Annotated in this window: 15 protein-coding genes; all 15 read right to left on the bottom strand. The window is 35.2% G+C overall.

The window, feature by feature from the left end:
- Nucleotide 1: 1 nt before the first annotated feature.
- The 15 genes from D2K40_RS08450 to mreB all read right to left on the bottom strand — a co-directional run bounded on the left by D2K40_RS08450 (nt 2) and on the right by mreB (nt 16,648).
- Nucleotides 2-934 (bottom strand): class I SAM-dependent methyltransferase, encoded by a 933-nt coding sequence (locus tag D2K40_RS08450; protein WP_117154950.1) that lies wholly within the window; start codon nt 932-934, stop codon nt 2-4.
- A 19-nt stretch (nt 935-953) separates the two neighbouring features.
- A complete protein-coding gene (locus D2K40_RS08445; RefSeq protein ID WP_117154948.1) occupies nt 954-1,874 on the bottom strand; it encodes an ABC transporter ATP-binding protein in 921 nt (306 codons plus the stop codon).
- A gap of 21 nt (nt 1,875-1,895) precedes the next feature.
- On the bottom strand, nt 1,896-2,708 hold the full coding sequence (locus D2K40_RS08440; RefSeq protein WP_117154946.1) for an ABC transporter permease: 813 nt from the start codon (nt 2,706-2,708) through the stop codon (nt 1,896-1,898).
- Between the two features lie 28 nt (nt 2,709-2,736).
- Nucleotides 2,737-3,990, bottom strand: coding sequence for a nucleotide sugar dehydrogenase (locus tag D2K40_RS08435; protein WP_117154944.1), 1,254 nt, complete (start codon nt 3,988-3,990; stop codon nt 2,737-2,739).
- Between the two features lie 24 nt (nt 3,991-4,014).
- Complete coding sequence (locus tag D2K40_RS08430; protein ID WP_117154942.1) at nt 4,015-5,295, bottom strand: glycosyltransferase; 1,281 nt, start codon at nt 5,293-5,295, stop codon at nt 4,015-4,017.
- Nucleotides 5,296-5,315: 20 nt separating this feature from the next.
- Nucleotides 5,316-6,512, bottom strand: a complete 1,197-nt coding sequence (locus D2K40_RS08425) for a glycosyltransferase family 4 protein (RefSeq protein ID WP_117154940.1) — start codon at nt 6,510-6,512, stop codon at nt 5,316-5,318.
- Between the two features lie 150 nt (nt 6,513-6,662).
- Complete coding sequence (locus D2K40_RS08420; RefSeq protein WP_117154938.1) at nt 6,663-9,743, bottom strand: efflux RND transporter permease subunit; 3,081 nt, start codon at nt 9,741-9,743, stop codon at nt 6,663-6,665.
- Nucleotides 9,740-10,615: an efflux RND transporter periplasmic adaptor subunit gene (locus D2K40_RS08415; RefSeq protein ID WP_117154936.1), complete on the bottom strand. Its 876-nt coding sequence runs from the start codon at nt 10,613-10,615 to the stop codon at nt 9,740-9,742. The genes D2K40_RS08420 and D2K40_RS08415 overlap by 4 nt, the downstream gene beginning before the upstream one ends.
- Nucleotides 10,616-11,518: a TetR/AcrR family transcriptional regulator gene (locus tag D2K40_RS08410; RefSeq protein ID WP_117154933.1), complete on the bottom strand. Its 903-nt coding sequence runs from the start codon at nt 11,516-11,518 to the stop codon at nt 10,616-10,618.
- Nucleotides 11,519-11,897: 379 nt separating this feature from the next.
- On the bottom strand, nt 11,898-12,269 hold the full coding sequence (locus tag D2K40_RS08405; RefSeq protein WP_117154931.1) for a hypothetical protein: 372 nt from the start codon (nt 12,267-12,269) through the stop codon (nt 11,898-11,900).
- A 122-nt stretch (nt 12,270-12,391) separates the two neighbouring features.
- Nucleotides 12,392-12,814: a 3-hydroxyacyl-ACP dehydratase FabZ gene (gene fabZ / locus D2K40_RS08400; protein WP_117154929.1), complete on the bottom strand. Its 423-nt coding sequence runs from the start codon at nt 12,812-12,814 to the stop codon at nt 12,392-12,394.
- Between the two features lie 560 nt (nt 12,815-13,374).
- Nucleotides 13,375-13,692 carry a DNA-directed RNA polymerase subunit beta gene (locus tag D2K40_RS08395; RefSeq protein WP_117154927.1) on the bottom strand — a complete coding sequence of 106 codons (318 nt, stop codon included), beginning with the start codon at nt 13,690-13,692 and terminating at the stop codon, nt 13,375-13,377.
- Between the two features lie 53 nt (nt 13,693-13,745).
- Nucleotides 13,746-14,576 (bottom strand): flagellar hook-basal body protein, encoded by an 831-nt coding sequence (locus tag D2K40_RS08390; RefSeq protein ID WP_117154925.1) that lies wholly within the window; start codon nt 14,574-14,576, stop codon nt 13,746-13,748.
- Between the two features lie 38 nt (nt 14,577-14,614).
- Nucleotides 14,615-15,439: a flagellar hook-basal body protein gene (locus D2K40_RS08385; protein ID WP_117154923.1), complete on the bottom strand. Its 825-nt coding sequence runs from the start codon at nt 15,437-15,439 to the stop codon at nt 14,615-14,617.
- Between the two features lie 207 nt (nt 15,440-15,646).
- Complete coding sequence (gene mreB / locus D2K40_RS08380; RefSeq protein WP_117154921.1) at nt 15,647-16,648, bottom strand: rod shape-determining protein; 1,002 nt, start codon at nt 16,646-16,648, stop codon at nt 15,647-15,649.
- Nucleotides 16,649-16,676: the final 28 nt, after the last annotated feature.

The raw sequence follows: 16,676 nt of genomic DNA, 5'->3' as shown, positions 1-16,676 counted from the left end.
CTTATTTCCATCCTTTTCGAATATCCCAGTACTTCACAGTAATTTTTCCTAATTTAGACTTTCTAATACTTTCATAACGAGAATTAACTGCATTATACTTTTTCGTTAAATTATTGTGCTCTTTTTTTAACTTATTATAAGCATTCAGCAATTCTCTTTCTTTACGATATTGATCATGCAACTCATTTTGCGCTTTCACTTTCTCAATTTTTTCATCTATATATTTTTTGTGTAATTTAGCTAATTCACTTTCACCTGACGCTGTTCCTTTATTATTTGTTTTGATTTTATCAACTAAGTTTCTTTCCTTCAGATAAAAAGCATCTTCTAGATCTCCTAATAATTCACCATCAATTTCCTTTATACTACTATCACCTTTTTTAAAAACTACTCCAATCCAACCGCCTAAATACTCAATATCTATAATGGGCAAATCTGCACGTTGCAACTTAAGCAGGTCATTAATATAGAACGTTCTTTTATGGTCAACAAAATCGTTTATCCCAAATGGCGTAGTAACAACAATTTTTCCTTTATCCTTTAATAGAGAATATGCTTTATGGAAGAAAGAATCAATATCAGCTATGTGCTCTAAGATTTCACCTAATATAATGGTGTCAAACTTGGTATCAAATTCACAATTAAAAAAATTGGCCTGTTTAAAGAGAACTCTGTCTTTGGTATCTAATTCTTCCAATTCTAAGTTCTCTAGTGCATCACAAATAGCTGAAGATGATAAATCAATTCCTATTACATTTTTCTTTTCTCTTCCTAAAATAATAGATGTAACTCCCTGAGAACAACCTACATCTAATACATAGTTACCTGTAACGTTAGTAAGCATCCAATTTATTCTTTTTCTAACTTTTTCACCAAATTCATAACCTCTTTTAAAATAATACGCATCATAAACATGATCTTTGATTTCTTCCATTAAAAATATCTCCTTTTTTTTAGTAGCCAATGATTACTAGAGCACTTAATACAAATAAAGGAATTAACACCAGAAGATTTATTAACTTCTCACCTACATTAGATTTCTTCTCATTATAATTTGTAAATTTTGATGCATCTAAATATTGTTTTTTAAAACTTTCATTCTTAAGTTTTGCTTTTTCTTTACTTGTTAAAGCCTTTATATCCTTAATATAATCATTATATTCTTTGACTACTTCATCTGCAGGACCAAATGCTTTCATTTGACCGTAATGCATCCAAACAATTCGATCACAAAATGCTTTCATTTGACTAGCTGAATGACTGACAAAAAATATAGTTTTATTCTTTTCTTTGAATTCATTAATTTTTTCCAAACACTTATTAGTGAATGTAGTGTCCCCAACTGATAATGCTTCATCAATTATTAAAATATCTGGGTCAGTATGAACAGAAATTGCAAAACCTAGTCTAGATCTCATACCACTTGAATAATTCTTCACAGGTTGTTCTATATACTCTCCAAGCTCAGCAAACTCTATTATATCCGGTTTAACCATCTCAATTTGTTTTGGGGATAAACCATGCATCATACATTTTAGTTTTACATTTTCTAAACCAGATAAATTATTATTTAAACCAACTGATATTGCAATTAATGACGGTGTACCATTTAATGTGATTTTACCTTTACTCGGCTGGATAACTTGTCCTAATAAGTTAGATAAAGTAGACTTTCCAGAACCATTAAGGCCTAGAATCCCAATTGTCTCACCTTCCATAGCTTTAAAAGAGATATCATTAATTGCTGCAAATAATTTCTCATTCTCATTATTACTTTTTTTTCTATTTAAGAAAAAATTCAATAATTTATGAGATTGTCTCGCTTGCGTAGTATATAATTTATAAACATTCTTAACTTCCACTTTATAATCCATAAAATCACCTTTCGACCTTCTTTATAGGTAGTCCATAAAATTCTCTCTGAAACGAACATGTAGTTTTGAACCAAAGTATAGGAGTATTAATGTAAACACCCAGAAATACAACATGTAAATTGGCTCTTCAAAAAACCATCCTTTTCCTAAAAAAGTATCTCGAATACCAGAAATCAGGTAGTAAACTGGATTTAATTTAAGAATATTTGTTAGTACTTCAGGTGCATTGCTTTTTTCTGGATCCCATAAAATCGGTGATAGATACAATAACATTCGCATAGTCGACGATAGAAACGTTTGATAATCTCTAACCAGAGTAGATATTGTTGAACTAAATAAAGAAAACGAGAAGATAAAAGCGATTATACATATAAAATAATATATAAGCTGTATCCATTGTAAAGTAACTGGTACACCGTTAATTATCAATAAGAACATTAATATCGTCATTAATATAATAAACTGAACACTATTACTAACTATCTTTATAGTAGGTAACAAACTTACAGGGAAATTCATTTTAGATACTAACGATACTTTCTGATGAATACTATTTGACCCTTGAATCATTGATGGACTAATGAAAAACCATGGTATCAGCCCCATGAGCAACCAAATAATATAAGGTACTCCTTCAATCGGACTACCTCCTCGAATTCCAATACCAAAAACTATCCAATAGATCATGATTTGAATAATTGGATTTAGAAACTGCCATAAAGTTCCTAAATAGTGATTTTGATAGTTCCCTTTAACTTCAAATCTAGACATACGGTATATTAAATTCCAATGTTTTACTTGCTCTGACAAAACTTCTATAACAGCCTTAAACATTATTTAGCTTCCTTTTTGTTTATTTTATTTAAATATACTTATATAAGTTTCCATAATTGATATAAGTGATTTCCTTATTTATCACTTTAACAATGTTTTTAGTATCAAGCACCAGTGGTGTATTCATTTTGTTATTATCAATGTCAAGTTCTTTAAATTCATCGTGATCAGACAAAATCAAAACAAGATCCGATTTACTTAGGGCTTTTTCAAAATCTTTTTCTACAAAATCTAATTTGACATGAGGGTCATAAGCAACAACTTCATAATGTATTTTTGATTTTAATTTTTTATAAATCTCCATTGCTGGACTTTCCCTTATATCATCAACATTGCCCTTGTAAGTTAAACCAAACACAGTGATTTTACTACCATTATTTTGTGCAAGTAGCTTCTCCGTAACTTCAACTACATACTCTGGCATTGCTGTATTAATCTCTCTAGATAAGCTAATCAGTTTTGCAGTTTCTGGTGCTTTTGAGATAATGAAGTATGGATCAACTGCTAAACAGTGTCCACCCACTCCAGGACCAGGTGTGTGCAAATTAACTCTTGGATGTTTATTGGCCATTTCAATAACTTCAAGTGCATTTATCCCTAATTCATTTGATACTTTAGCTAATTCATTTGCTAAAGCAATATTGACATCTCGGAATGTGTTTTCCATTAATTTAGACATTTCTGCTGTTCTTGCATTGGTTTTAATAATTTCACCTTGAACGAATGTTTGGTAGACTTCTACACCTTTTTCTGTACAAGCATCTGTAACACCGCCAACAATTCGGTTATTATAAATCAACTCATGCATAATTTGACCGGGCAATACACGTTCTGGACAATGTACTAAAAAGATATCTTCCCCAATAGTAAATCCTGCTTCTTTTAATATAGGTTTTACATTATCATCCATTGTTCTTGGTGCAATCGTTGATTCGACAATTACCGTATTTCCTTTTTCTAAATAAGGTATAATGTTATCAATGGCTTGGATCACATAAGTTAAGTCACATGATTTATTTTCATCGTCATTATTTGGAGTAGGAACAGCAACAATAAACGTATCTGCTTTTTCAGGTTTTAGTGAAGCTTTAAAGTTACCCTTTTTAATGATTTCTTCTAAGGCATCTTGTAAACCAGGCTCTTCTATATGAATTTGTCCATTATTTAAAGAATCAATAATACTCTGTTGTACATCAACACCAACAACTTCTACTCCATGTTTCGCAAACATTATTGAAGTTGGTAAACCTATATAACCTAACCCAATCGTACAAAGTTTCATTTTTATCCTCCTACACTACGTAATTTAATATTTATTATAAACTTCCAGTAAATGTTTTTGTTCATTTTCCCAATTATACTTCTTTCTAGCAGGAATACAATTTTGACTAAAAAGATCACGTTTTTCTGGATTATCCAACATATAATTAACACCTTTGGCAATTTCATCTGGATCATGCGGATCAATCGTAACACCAATTTGGTTCTCTTCTACTACACTTTTTATTTCTGGAAAATCACAGGCTACTACTGGAACTTCACTCATCATATATTCAAACAATTTATTTGAAGAGGCAGAATAATGATTAAAACAAACATTATTTAAGACTTGAAAACCTAAGTAAGCATTTCTTGTGTATTTTGGCAGATCATTTAATGGTACTTTAGGAATAAATCTAATCTTTTCTTCAAGATTTTTTTCCTTCACTTTCTTCACTAGCTTATCTTTAATCTTACCATCCCCAATAAAAACTAACGTTCCTTCTTTAAATTGTGGAAATGCTTCAACTAAATTTTCCAAGCCTCTACCTGTTTGCACTCCTCCTTGATATAATAAAATCTTTTCATCTTTTGGTAATGAGAGCATATCATGTAAATTAACTTTTTCTTTGTTTACACTGATTTCTTCAAAAGGATAGTTATGCAAAACATGCGGATAGAATCCGTAAAGATCTTCATTATATTTAGCTCTTGTATCATTCTCAACCATCATAGAATCCATTCGGTTGATAAAGAAAAGTTCAAACTTTTTATACCAAGGGTTCTCATAACCAGTACGACTCGTTTGGACTTCATGAGAATCATAGATAAGAGGTTTTTTTTTCCATCTCCATTTAGCACTAATATATCCTTGTGGCATTGTATTCAAATCATTCGAATGATAAATATCATAATTTCCTCTGTATCCTTTAATAATCATTCGTAAGATTAAAGCTGCTCTTATCCAAACAATTCTTGCCTTTGTCTTTAAAAGTAACCCTAATATAGCTGTTACTGGAATTACTACCCATGGAAGTAGATAGGTTAATAACAACCATAAAGGAACTAAAATAAGCAATGGCCACTTTTTACCGAATACATTACGATACACTTTTTGTAAGAAAAGTAATGTTGCAGGATACCTTCTCATTCGAAATACACGAAAATGTTCGTTATACTCTTCATATTGTTTTACATTAGGATCTTTTGGATCATCAATACATATTAATTCTACATCATAGCCATTCTCTGAAAGTGTTGTACATTCTCTTAATACTCTTGCATCATTAGTAAAGTGATTCCATACAAACATTCCTACACGCTTCATTTAACATACCCTCTTTTAATTCACTTAATAATATTAATAAGATTTTTTACATTTTCTTCCCAAAGAAAGTCTCGTTCAACAGTATTTGTACAATTATCCATAAGTTCTACTAACTGTTGTCGATTACCTTTTAACTCTACTACTTTATTGACCATTAACTGAACATCATCCGTTTCAAAAGCAAAACCTGTTTTACTCTCTTCAATTAACTTAGCTGCAGTCCCTTTGACCCCAGCTATAATTGGAGTTCTACATGTCATGTAATCTATAATTTTGCCAGGTAATACAGTAGAAAAAACTTCTTCGTCATTTAAAAACGCTACACTAATATCACTATCTGCAATTAACTTAAGACTGTCTTTCCTTGTGCTTGGTTTATGAATAGTTACATTATACAGTTCGTTTCTAGTTAAAAAATCAGTAAACTCTCCCACTTTCATTCCATACCCTATAATATTTAGCTTCACATTGTTATCATGTAATTTATGAGCAATCATCTTAAGTCGATCAATATCTTGGGCCAATCCCAAATTCCCTGCATACACAACCTTGAATGTATCATTTTCTTTCTTAGTATGAATAATCTCAGATTCTCTTGGACCATTTGGAAGATAAGTAAGAACTTTATTTTTATCCGTTAATTTATTCGTAATGTGGTCTCTAAAACCATCACTATTAATGACAATAACGTCGGCTTTATTATACATTTTCTTTTCTAGCCATCTAAATAACTTAATAATCCATTTATTATCAAACGTCCTTACGCCAATAAGACTATCCGGCCAGAGGTCTCTTACTTCAAGTATTAGCTTACATTTGAACAATTTAACACCAATAAAAGCGGACAACACAATGAATATGGGGGGAGTGGACACCAATATATAATCATAACCCTCTTTTCTTTGTTTAAATAAATGTATTATAAATCGATACATTATCTCAATATAAAAAAAGAGTCTACTTAAAACTTTATTCGAGAACTTTTTGTTTTTTATTGGGACTCTTTTAATTTTTCTTTTTTCTATATTTAATTCAGGTTCATCCCAAAACTTTTTATCCTCATACATCTTTTGATTGGGGTAAGATGGATCTATTGTTAATACATGTGTATCTATTTCTGCTTTATTAAGTAATTGATATATATTTTTCATCCGATTACCCGCACTTCCAATCGCCGGATAAAAATTTTGCGTCAAAATAAGTATTTTTTTCTTCATCTTAATACCCCATAACAATTCTTGATTTATTCTATCACAATATTACATTTTACGGTATATCCAAAGAATTAGCAATTTAATTTTAACGGTGTTCTTAACATTATTATTAGTAAAAAACACAGTGTATCATTTAGATACACTGCGTCTTTGTTAAACCTCTTCTTCCTTCACAAACCTACGCTTAACCTTCTCCGACAACGTATCAAAGTACGTATACACAACTGGTATCAGAAGTAGGGTAAAGATACTTGATACGGTTAGTCCAAAGATAACGGTGATTGCCATTGGTTGTTGCATTTCGGCACCTTCACCTATTCCAAGGCCTAATGGAATCATCGCAAGGATCGTTGTTAAGGTTGTCATCAGAATTGGTCGCATTCTTGTGATTCCCGCTTCAATAATCGCTTCGTATCGTTCCATACCACGTGCTCTTAAAATGTTAATGTAATCCACGAGTACAATCGCATTGTTTACCACAATACCTGCCAACATAATCACCCCGATAAATGCGGTAATGCTAAGTGGTGTGCCTGTGACAAACAACCCACCAATTACACCAACAACAGTTGCTGGTAAAGAGAACATAATAACAAACGGGAATAGGAAGTTCTCAAATTGAACTGCCATTACAGCGTAAACTAGGAAAATTGATAACACGAGTGCTAAGCCAAGATCGGAGAATGCTTCCTGCATATCTTCTGCTTGCCCGCCAATGCTATATGTGTAATCCTCAGGCAAGTTCATCGCATCTAGTCTCGCGTCAATTGCTGCAGATACAGTCCCTAAGTCACTACCAACTACTCCAGTTGTCACATTTACTTGTTGTTGTTGATTCTGACGCGTTAATGTCGCTGGTGCTTGCACTTGTTCAAATGTTGCTACTGTTTCTAGTGGAATCATTGTTCCTTGTTGGTTTTGAATTAGTAATGTTTTCAGGTCACTAATGGATTCACGAGATTCTTCTGGATAAGTGAGTCGCACATTTATCTCATCACCATCTTCACGGTAGCGCATCACTGTTTGGCCAGTGAATTGCATTTGTACTTGGCTCATGATACTTTGTTCCGTTAATCCATATTTAGCAGCCACTTCTTTATCGACTTGGATGTTTAATTGTGGCTGTGTTTCTGAAACAGAAGATGTTGGATTATGCACACCTTCAATTGTTGCAATTTCTGTTACCACTTGACCAGCTAGTTCTTGTAATACTTCATGTTCTGGCCCATTCAATTGAATCTGAACCGGATCACCTGTACTGATCGCAGCACCCATTTCACTAACTGTGATCTCAGCTCCAACGATGCCTTCTAAGTCTTTTGCTATCGCTTGGGAGACTTCTTCTGTTGAACGATCTCTCTCACCTTGTGGGATAAGTTGGATCGTGTATGAAGCTTCATTTGAACTTCCACCACCCATCACCCTATTGCGGGCATCTCCACTACTTATTGTGACATAATTAACGTCTATGATATCTTCATATGCAGCTAACCTTTCATTCACTTCGGTTGCTACTGCTTCTGTTTTTTCTGCGTTTGTTCCGACTGGCGTTTCAACTGAAACAGTTATTTGTCCTTGATCCCCTTGTGGAATAAACTCTGTTCCAATGAATGGAATCAATGCCAAACTCGCTCCAATAACGACTAATGTTGTGAAAATTGTTGTTTTCTTATACTTCAATACTTTTCGAAGGATACCCTCATATCCTTTGTTAAATCGTTTTAAGAATTGGTCAAACCAATAACGTCGTCCATTATCCTCTGAAACTTTTGATAGTAATTTAGAGGAAAGCATCGGTATTAGTGTGATTGATACGATTAATGATGCAACAAGCGCAAATGCAATTGTTAGCGCAAGTGGTGTAAATAACTCTGAGGCAATTCCTTCTACGAATACAATTGGTAAAAATACGACCAATGTTGTCGTTGTCGAAGCAATAACTGCTGGCGCTAGTTCAGAGGCACCTTTTGTTGCCGCTTTTTTCATACTGTATCCTTTTTGCCTATAGGAAACAATATTCTCTAATATAACAATCGAGCTATCAACCATCATCCCAAGACCCAGTGCGAGTCCACCCATTGTTAGGATGTTTAATGTTTCACCTGTGAAATAAATTAAGGTAAAGGTTGCTACAATTGCAATTGGAATCGCAACCCCAACCACAAGTGTTGCTCTGAAACTTTTCAAGAACAGTAGTAGGATTAGTAAAGCGAATACGCCACCTAATACCATGTTCTGCACAACAGAAGCGATCGATTGTTTAATAAAACTAGATGTGTCAATTACGATGTCTAGTTCTACATCACTTGGAAGCACTTCTTCATTTAATTCATCGATACTTGCCAAAATATTATTCGACACGTCTACTGTATTACCGTCTGATTGTTTTGTGACAGATAAAACAACCGATTCTTTGCCATTTACTAATGTCGTGCTTGAATCAGCAAATGTGTCAATAACTGTTGCGACATCCTCTATGTGTACAGTTGCCCCTTGGGGTGTTTGTGAAATTGTTTCTCTTATATCATCGATTGAAGTGTATTCCCCTTCAATACGAACCTGCAAGTCCTGGTCCCCTTTTGCAACCGTACCTGCTGAGGCTGATCGATTTACTTGGCTTAAGGTTTGCATAATTTGTTGTGAACTTAAGCCATATTGTGCTAGTTTTGCGCGATCTAATTCAAGCTCAATGACACGTTCTTGACCACCTTCTAAAGATACAGAAGCAACGCCTGGTTGACGTTCAAATTCTGAAATAACTTGATCTTCAGCGATGGTTTGTAATCTTGCCAGGTTATCACCTGAAACACTTACTTGCATGATTGGCATTTGGTTTGGATTAAACCGTAATACATTCGGTTCACCAGCACTACTTGGGAGCATGCCCTTCACGCGATCGACACTCTCCCGAACTTCTAAGAGTGCATTGTCTAAATTCGTCCCTGTATTAAACATCATAATCACAAGTGATGAACCGGATTGTGATTGTGTTTGAATCGACTCGATACCCTCAATTGACGATAAAGATGCTTCTATTGGTTTGCTGACTTGTTTTTCTACTTCTTCTGGTGCAGCATCTGGATAGTTAACTGCTACAACTGCAATTGGCAGATCAATTTCTGGAAGTAAATCAATAGCTAGATTACGAACCGAAATGACCCCTAAAGCAATAATTGCAAGTACAATCATTACCACACCAACTGGTCGTTTGACTGATTGGTTTACTAACTTCACGATTCACTTCCCTCCTCATTTACACTTACCTTGCTGCCATCTGAGAGGGTTAATTGACCACTTGTTACCACGCGGTCTCCTTCTTCTAGTTCCGCTTCAATTGCTGTCACATCTGATTGTGTTTCAATTACGGTAACTGTTGTTTTGCTGACGGTATCGTTATCCTCTACAACATAGACAAATGATTCTTCTTCCTCTTCGATTAATGCTGTTGTAGGGATTACTAACGTATCTTCAATTGTTTTTTCGCTCAATGTAAGTACTGCAACCATACCAGCTTTCCACTGGTAATCTGGATTGTCTACTGTTAATTTAACTGGATATAAACCAGTGTTATTTGGTAATGAGGATACGTAATCAACGGTTGCTGTTGACGTTTTTTCATCACCTGAAAAATTTACGTCTACCTCTTGATCTTTTTCAAAAAGATTTAAATCATTTGCTGTTACATCGACTTGAAGGCTTAATTCATCTAATTTTGCAATAATTGCTACTGGATCAGAATTAGAAATCATGCCACCTTCTGATGCTTCCATATTTGTGACAATACCATCTGCCGGTGCTGTAATTTCGATTTCACGTCCTGTTTGTGCAGCAATAATAGTCAGAATCACGTCATCTTCTTCTACTTCATCACCATTTGCAACTTCAATCGTGTCTACTTCACCTGCCATAGGTGTCATAACAGGTGTTGTTTGTTTTGGCGTTGCTCTTCCATATAACCTTTTCTCGACTGAAACATCACCTTGAGTCACTTGACCTACTTCTACTGGCGTTACAATTTCTTCTTGCTCTCCAGTTTCTTCTGTATCATTCGTACATGCTGCTAAAAATAATAGTAGTGCTACTAACGGTATCCATATCTTTTTCATTTAATGATCCCCCTCATTTTCTTTTTCTATTATTGCCAATTCTACACCTAACAAATCAGCAATTTTTTTGCTTGTAGGCTGTAGCGACGGCATAGTTGCAACTTGCGTTAACATCCCTTGTAAAATCACGTGGTTCTTCTCTTCTTTAGCTAATTCGTTTGTTATCATGTTAATGGCTTCTTTTAACTGTTTTTTTTGATCTATCGATAGTTCTAAATCATCAATTTCTTCCAGTAGGTCAGCAACAAGTTTTTGGATTGTGTCTAGTGGCGCGTCTTCTGCAAAACCGTATGATAACTGATCTATTGTTAGTTGGGGTGTTGCATTTGAGCGCAACATTCCGTTAATTAAATCGTCTATCCGATCGACAACAAATGAAGCAAGTGAACCTGTGTCTATATGTAGGTCATGCATGACAATTGATTTAAAATAACCTTGTAATAGTCCATCAATTTGAACGGAGATGTCTACAATATAAGGGTCGGTTTTTTCGCCGTATATTTCATTAATACTTGTTTGCATCCAACGGAAACCTTGCTTATTGAGCTTAATCACTAATGCATCAATCTGGTTGCCCACTTGTAAGTTGTCGCGAAAATGCATCATCACATATTCTTTATGATTCGTGAGTAGATCAAAGAACATCTTAATTTGTTCAACCAGTTTTGTTTTTGGGTCTTTATCTTGTTGTATTTGAATTGCTTCTACTTTAGACATCACCATTGATGTGTAATATTCAAAGATTCCAACTGTTAATTCTTCTTTTGAGTTGAAATATAAATAAAATGCCCCTTTTGACACTTCACTCCTTTTTGCAATTTCTTGAATGGATGTGGCATGATAGCCTTTTTCCGCGAACAGTTTCATGCTTTCTTCAATTATTCGTTGCTTTTTTTCATTCACTTTACTCACCTAGTTCTATTTTGATTTACGTACAGGTTGCAAAAAAGTTTCATTTTTAAGAATGACCGGTCAGTCAATCAGGATTTTACTATATCATATTACTGTAATTTGATGCAATTTTTATGGTTTAACTTGCCCTTATTTATTTGATTTATTAACTGGGGGTGGTGCAGGGGCTTTTTGGTGGGTTTTATTGCTGTTTAATCGAATTGTCGGGATTTTTGATTGAATTATTGATTTTTTTAATCGAATTACTGAATTTTTTGATCGAATTATTGATTTTTTTGATCGAATCCGCCTCATAACAACTCTTAGATAACGACTTTGGACAAACAAAAAGAATCCTTCTTATAGAAAGTAGGATTCTCTTTGTTTATTACTATTCTTCTTCAGTGTCGTCTGCGCCATTTTCCATTGTGTCTTCGTTACCAGTGTCGTTATCAGGATCTGTATCTTGATTCATATCGCCTTCTTCATTTTCATTGGCATCCTGATTTTCTTGATTCTGGTCGTCTTCTAACATGTCGTCGCCCTCTTCACCAAGGTCATCTACTTGGTCTTCCATTACATCACCTGTGTCTTCCATTTCTTCTTCCATCTCATTACCAGCATCATCCATTTCTTCTTCCATTTCCTCTGCTGGTGCTTCGTTGTTTTCTTCAGGTGTGTCCTCGTCATCTTCTTGTGCACAACCAAATAGAAGTGTGAACGCGAACATTGGAAGTAACAATTTCATCAAGCTTTTTTTCACAGAAAATTCCTCCTTGCATCTATTCTTTGTTATGTTTTCAAATGTAGTTTTCCCAATTTTTCAGAAAAATGCTTACGAAGTGAAATTATTTTTAAAAATAGATACAAGTGCTGAAAAGGAGGTTATTTTACAGCGAACATAATTTCCGTTTCACATGCTAATTCACCATCAACTGTTGCTACTGCTTTCCCTTTACCAACTGGGCCTTTTAATCGTGTGATTTCTACTTCTAAGCGTAATTGGTCTCCAGGTGTTACTTGTCTTTTAAATCGGCATTTATCAATACCTGCGAAAAAAGCGATTTTCCCTTGATTCTCTTCTTTTTTCAGAATCGCAACCGCACCTGCTTGCGCTAATGCTTCAATAATTAATACACCTGGCATCACAGGGTAGTCTGGAAAGTGCCCTTGGAAAAATGGTTCATTTATGGATACATTTTTCTTAGCTACTACTCGCTTTCCTTCTTCCAATTCTGTTACCTCATCAATTAACAAAAACGGATAACGATGTGGAATAATTTCTTTAATCTGCTGAATATCTAACATGTCAATGCAACTCCTTTTATTATGTAATTAGTGTTTGTAAATATGTCGTATTTGATTAAAAATGCGTAATAATTAGTAACGTAAGTTACTACACCAAACCCTCTACGTCAGCAAAGGCTTTCCCTTTCCACGGGCACGGCCTTAGCTAACTTAGTAAAGCACAAGTCGCTTTACTAAGTGGATCTTCGGCTCGCGCTGTTCCCGTAGGAGTGTCAAGCCTTTGCTTCCTCCGCTGGATAGTACATCTATATTTTTATATTGATTGCAATGTTTACGGTTTTTAACTTTCGCATTTTAAGCTTTTCTTAATTAAAGATGCTAACTAGCGTATCAAATGAAATGGGCGAGACTCCTGTGGGAACAGCACAGGCTGAAGATCCACTCGGAAGCGTAATTTGCTTCCGAGTTAGCTGAAGCCGTGCCCACGGAAAGCGAGTCCATTTCATTTGAGAAGCGGGTCTTAAAATTCTTTTTTACAGCACAGTTTATTTAAACTACGTCACAAATTCCCAAGAAAATAGTCTGCATATAAGAAAAAGTTAACCGGTCTGGAGACTCGATCAACTTTCACCTATTACGATATTTATAATGTTCTTCCACGTTTGTATTTCTAATATCTCCAATGGGCTACCGTCTCCAAGGATACTATAACCAATCACCAATCCAACCATAAGCGCTAAAAACGATAGCAAAAAGACAACGACTATTCGTAGCCAGATAGGAAACATACGACGTATTGGTGTTTTTTGTGCTTTTTTCTCTTTACGTTGCTGCTTGCGTTGAGCTTTTCGTGTTTGTTTGTCTGCTTTTTCATTTTGCTGTTCTACTTGTTGGGATCTTCTTTGGCGCTGATTTTCTTCTGATTGTTTATTTTGCATCACTTGGTGACTCCTTCTATCTTATAACTTTAATCTATTTGTAGCTAATACCATTAACGTAATTGGTTAACCAATCCACTCATTTGATCACTCATTGAGATAGATCTTGAATTAAATTGATACGCACGTTGTGTTTGCATCATTTCTGTCATTTGTGTGGCTAAATCGACATTAGAATCTTCTAATGCACCAGTTTGAATCTGGACATCATTTAATGCAACACCTTGGATAATATCCTCAGCTATAAATGCCGCTTCAGTTATATCAGGTAACCTGAACTGATTAGCTCCAGCCGCTTCAAGCATCTGTGGACGAATAGCTTGTACAATTGCGAGGTTGCCTTCTGTTTCAGTTTGTCCATTACGTGTTACTTGAATCGCACCATTTTTAGTAATAGAAACATCATCAGCACCTTCTGCTAAAATAATCGGTCCATTCTCTCCTACAACTGGATGTCCATCAGAAGTGGTTAACCCTAATTGTCCATCTTCAATTGTGTTAAGATAAAGCGAACCATCACGTGTGTATCGTCGTTCTGTTACTCCGTTTTCTGTTACATCAACTTGTAAAAGGTGGTTGTCCTCAAGCAGAGTTACGTCAAGTCCGCGATCTGTTATTTTCGTTGCCCCGACTGACAAGTCAATAGCAGTGGAACCGAGCTTAGCACCTGAACCTAATCGAATTCCTGCTGGTGTTAAACGCCCTTCTACATTTTGTTCTTCTCCATTAAAATTATCAATTTGCTGAAATAATAACGATGAAAATTCTGCAGACCGATTTTTATACCCTGTTGTATCCACGTTAGCAAGATTGTGTCCGACAACATCTAATTTATTTTGTAATTGTCCCATTGTTACTGCTGCTTGTATCGCCATTCGATTCATACTCGGTCCCTCCTTTTACAGTTAGTGATTTAAATCTATTATGTTAAGCGTGCAATTTGATTGACTGCTTTGTCCATACTTTGATCGTATGCTTGGAGAACTTTTTGGTTCGTTTCAAACATACGATAAGCTCGCATCATATCAGTCATAGTTTGCACTGCATCTACGTTGGAGTTTTCCAAGTATTTCTGTTGTACGGTATAACTTAACCCTGCAGTTGCTCGGGCATCTTCCATTGCAGCCCCATCTTCTGACATAGCAAAGAGATTCTCATCATCTTTCACCATATCATTAGCATTTGGACTATAATTAATCGCTAAGGGAATTTCTTGTCCATCAACTTGAATTATCCCATTACTTGAAACAGAGAAGGTTTGTCCACCTGTTGCTATCGGGTTTCCATCATTATCTAACACATAATAACCTTGATTTGTCGTTAAGAAACCTGCACCATCAACAGTAAAGTTACCGTTTCTTGTATAGCGCTCTTCACCTGCAGCATTTTGCACGGTAAAAAAGATGCTTCCTGTTTCGTCAGGCAAAGTACCATTAATTAACGCCATATCCGTAGCAATTCCTGTATCTTTCAATCCACCTTGTGCATAATCTGGAATCGTTTCTTGTAGATAAACACCTGTGTTGATTGATCCAATTGTTTTATTTTTAGGCGCGCGAAATCCGTTTGCAGTTGATAACTCATTCGATTCCATGCGCTTTATTAATAACTCAGGAAATGCACGAATACTCGTTTGATCTTGTTTAAATCCAGGTGTTTGCGCATTGGCAATATTATTAGATAAGGACTCTTGTCTACGTTGTTGTGCCATCATGCCACTTGCTGCTGTATAGTACCCTCTTAACACGATGCGTTCCCCTTCCTGTCTTAAAGCAATAAACCTTTGTTATATTCCGATCATTTTCTAAAAAAGCTATACTTATTTTAGCATAAAAATAGTAGTTCGTCCGTAATTATAAGAAATGTTGCCTTACTAACAGGACAAAAGACATGCTTAATATGTATAAAATGTAAGGTTATTATAATTTCTGCACTAGTATTCTGCTAAAATATGTTAAACAACTTTACGTTTTTCAATTTTGTCAATATTCTCAAGCATTATTCCTGTTCCTTTTGCAACACAATTCATTGGCTCTTCCGCTAAAATAACTGGAACTTTTAATTCTTCAGCTAGGAGTTGATCAATACCATGTAATAATGCGCCACCGCCAGTTAGGATTACACCGCGGTCAATAATATCCGCAGACAATTCTGGTGGTGTTTGTTCTAGGACAGTTTTTGCAGCTTGTACAATTAATGCAACCGCTTCACGTAATGCTTCTTCAATCTCTCCAGAACGAATTTCGATCGTACGTGGCAAACCTGTTACCATATCACGTCCACGGATATCAATTGACTCGTCACGAGATCCTGGAAATACTGTTGCAACATTAATTTTGATATCTTCTGCTGTACGTTCACCAATTAATAATTTATATTTACGTTTTACATAATTTAAGATTTCAGCGTCAAATTTATCCCCAGCCATTTTAATTGACTGTGCTGTAACAATATCACCCATTGATAGAACAGCTACATCTGTTGTTCCACCACCAATATCCACTACCATGTTACCGCTAGGTTGGAAAATATCCATACCTGCACCAATGGCAGCTACTTTAGGTTCTTCTTCTAAGTATACGCGCTTACCGCCAGATTTTTCAGCAGCTTCTTTGATTGCTTTTTGCTCTACTTTTGTTATGTTTGTTGGGCAACAAATTAACATTCTTGGTTTTGAGAAAAAACCACGGACATTAATTTTGTTAATGAAATATTTTAACATCGCTTCTGTTACATCAAAATCAGCAATAACACCATCTTTTAATGGTCTGATTGCCTCAATATTTCCAGGAGTTCTGCCTACCATTCGACGTGCTTCATCACCGACTTCTAACACACGTCCAGTGGTGCGATCCATTGCTACAACAGATGGTTCATCTAGCACAATTCCCTTACCTTTTACATGTATTAATACATTTGCCGTTCCAAGGTCAATTCCAATATCCCTAGAAAACATTATTTAGATCCTCCCTACTAGTAACTTC

The sequence above is a fragment of the Paraliobacillus quinghaiensis genome (assembly GCF_003426025.1).
In the GTDB taxonomy this organism is placed as follows: Bacteria; Bacillota; Bacilli; order Bacillales; family Amphibacillaceae; genus Paraliobacillus_A; species Paraliobacillus_A quinghaiensis.
Note: the sequence above shows the minus strand (reverse complement) of the source record. Positions and strands in the feature narration are given on the sequence as shown.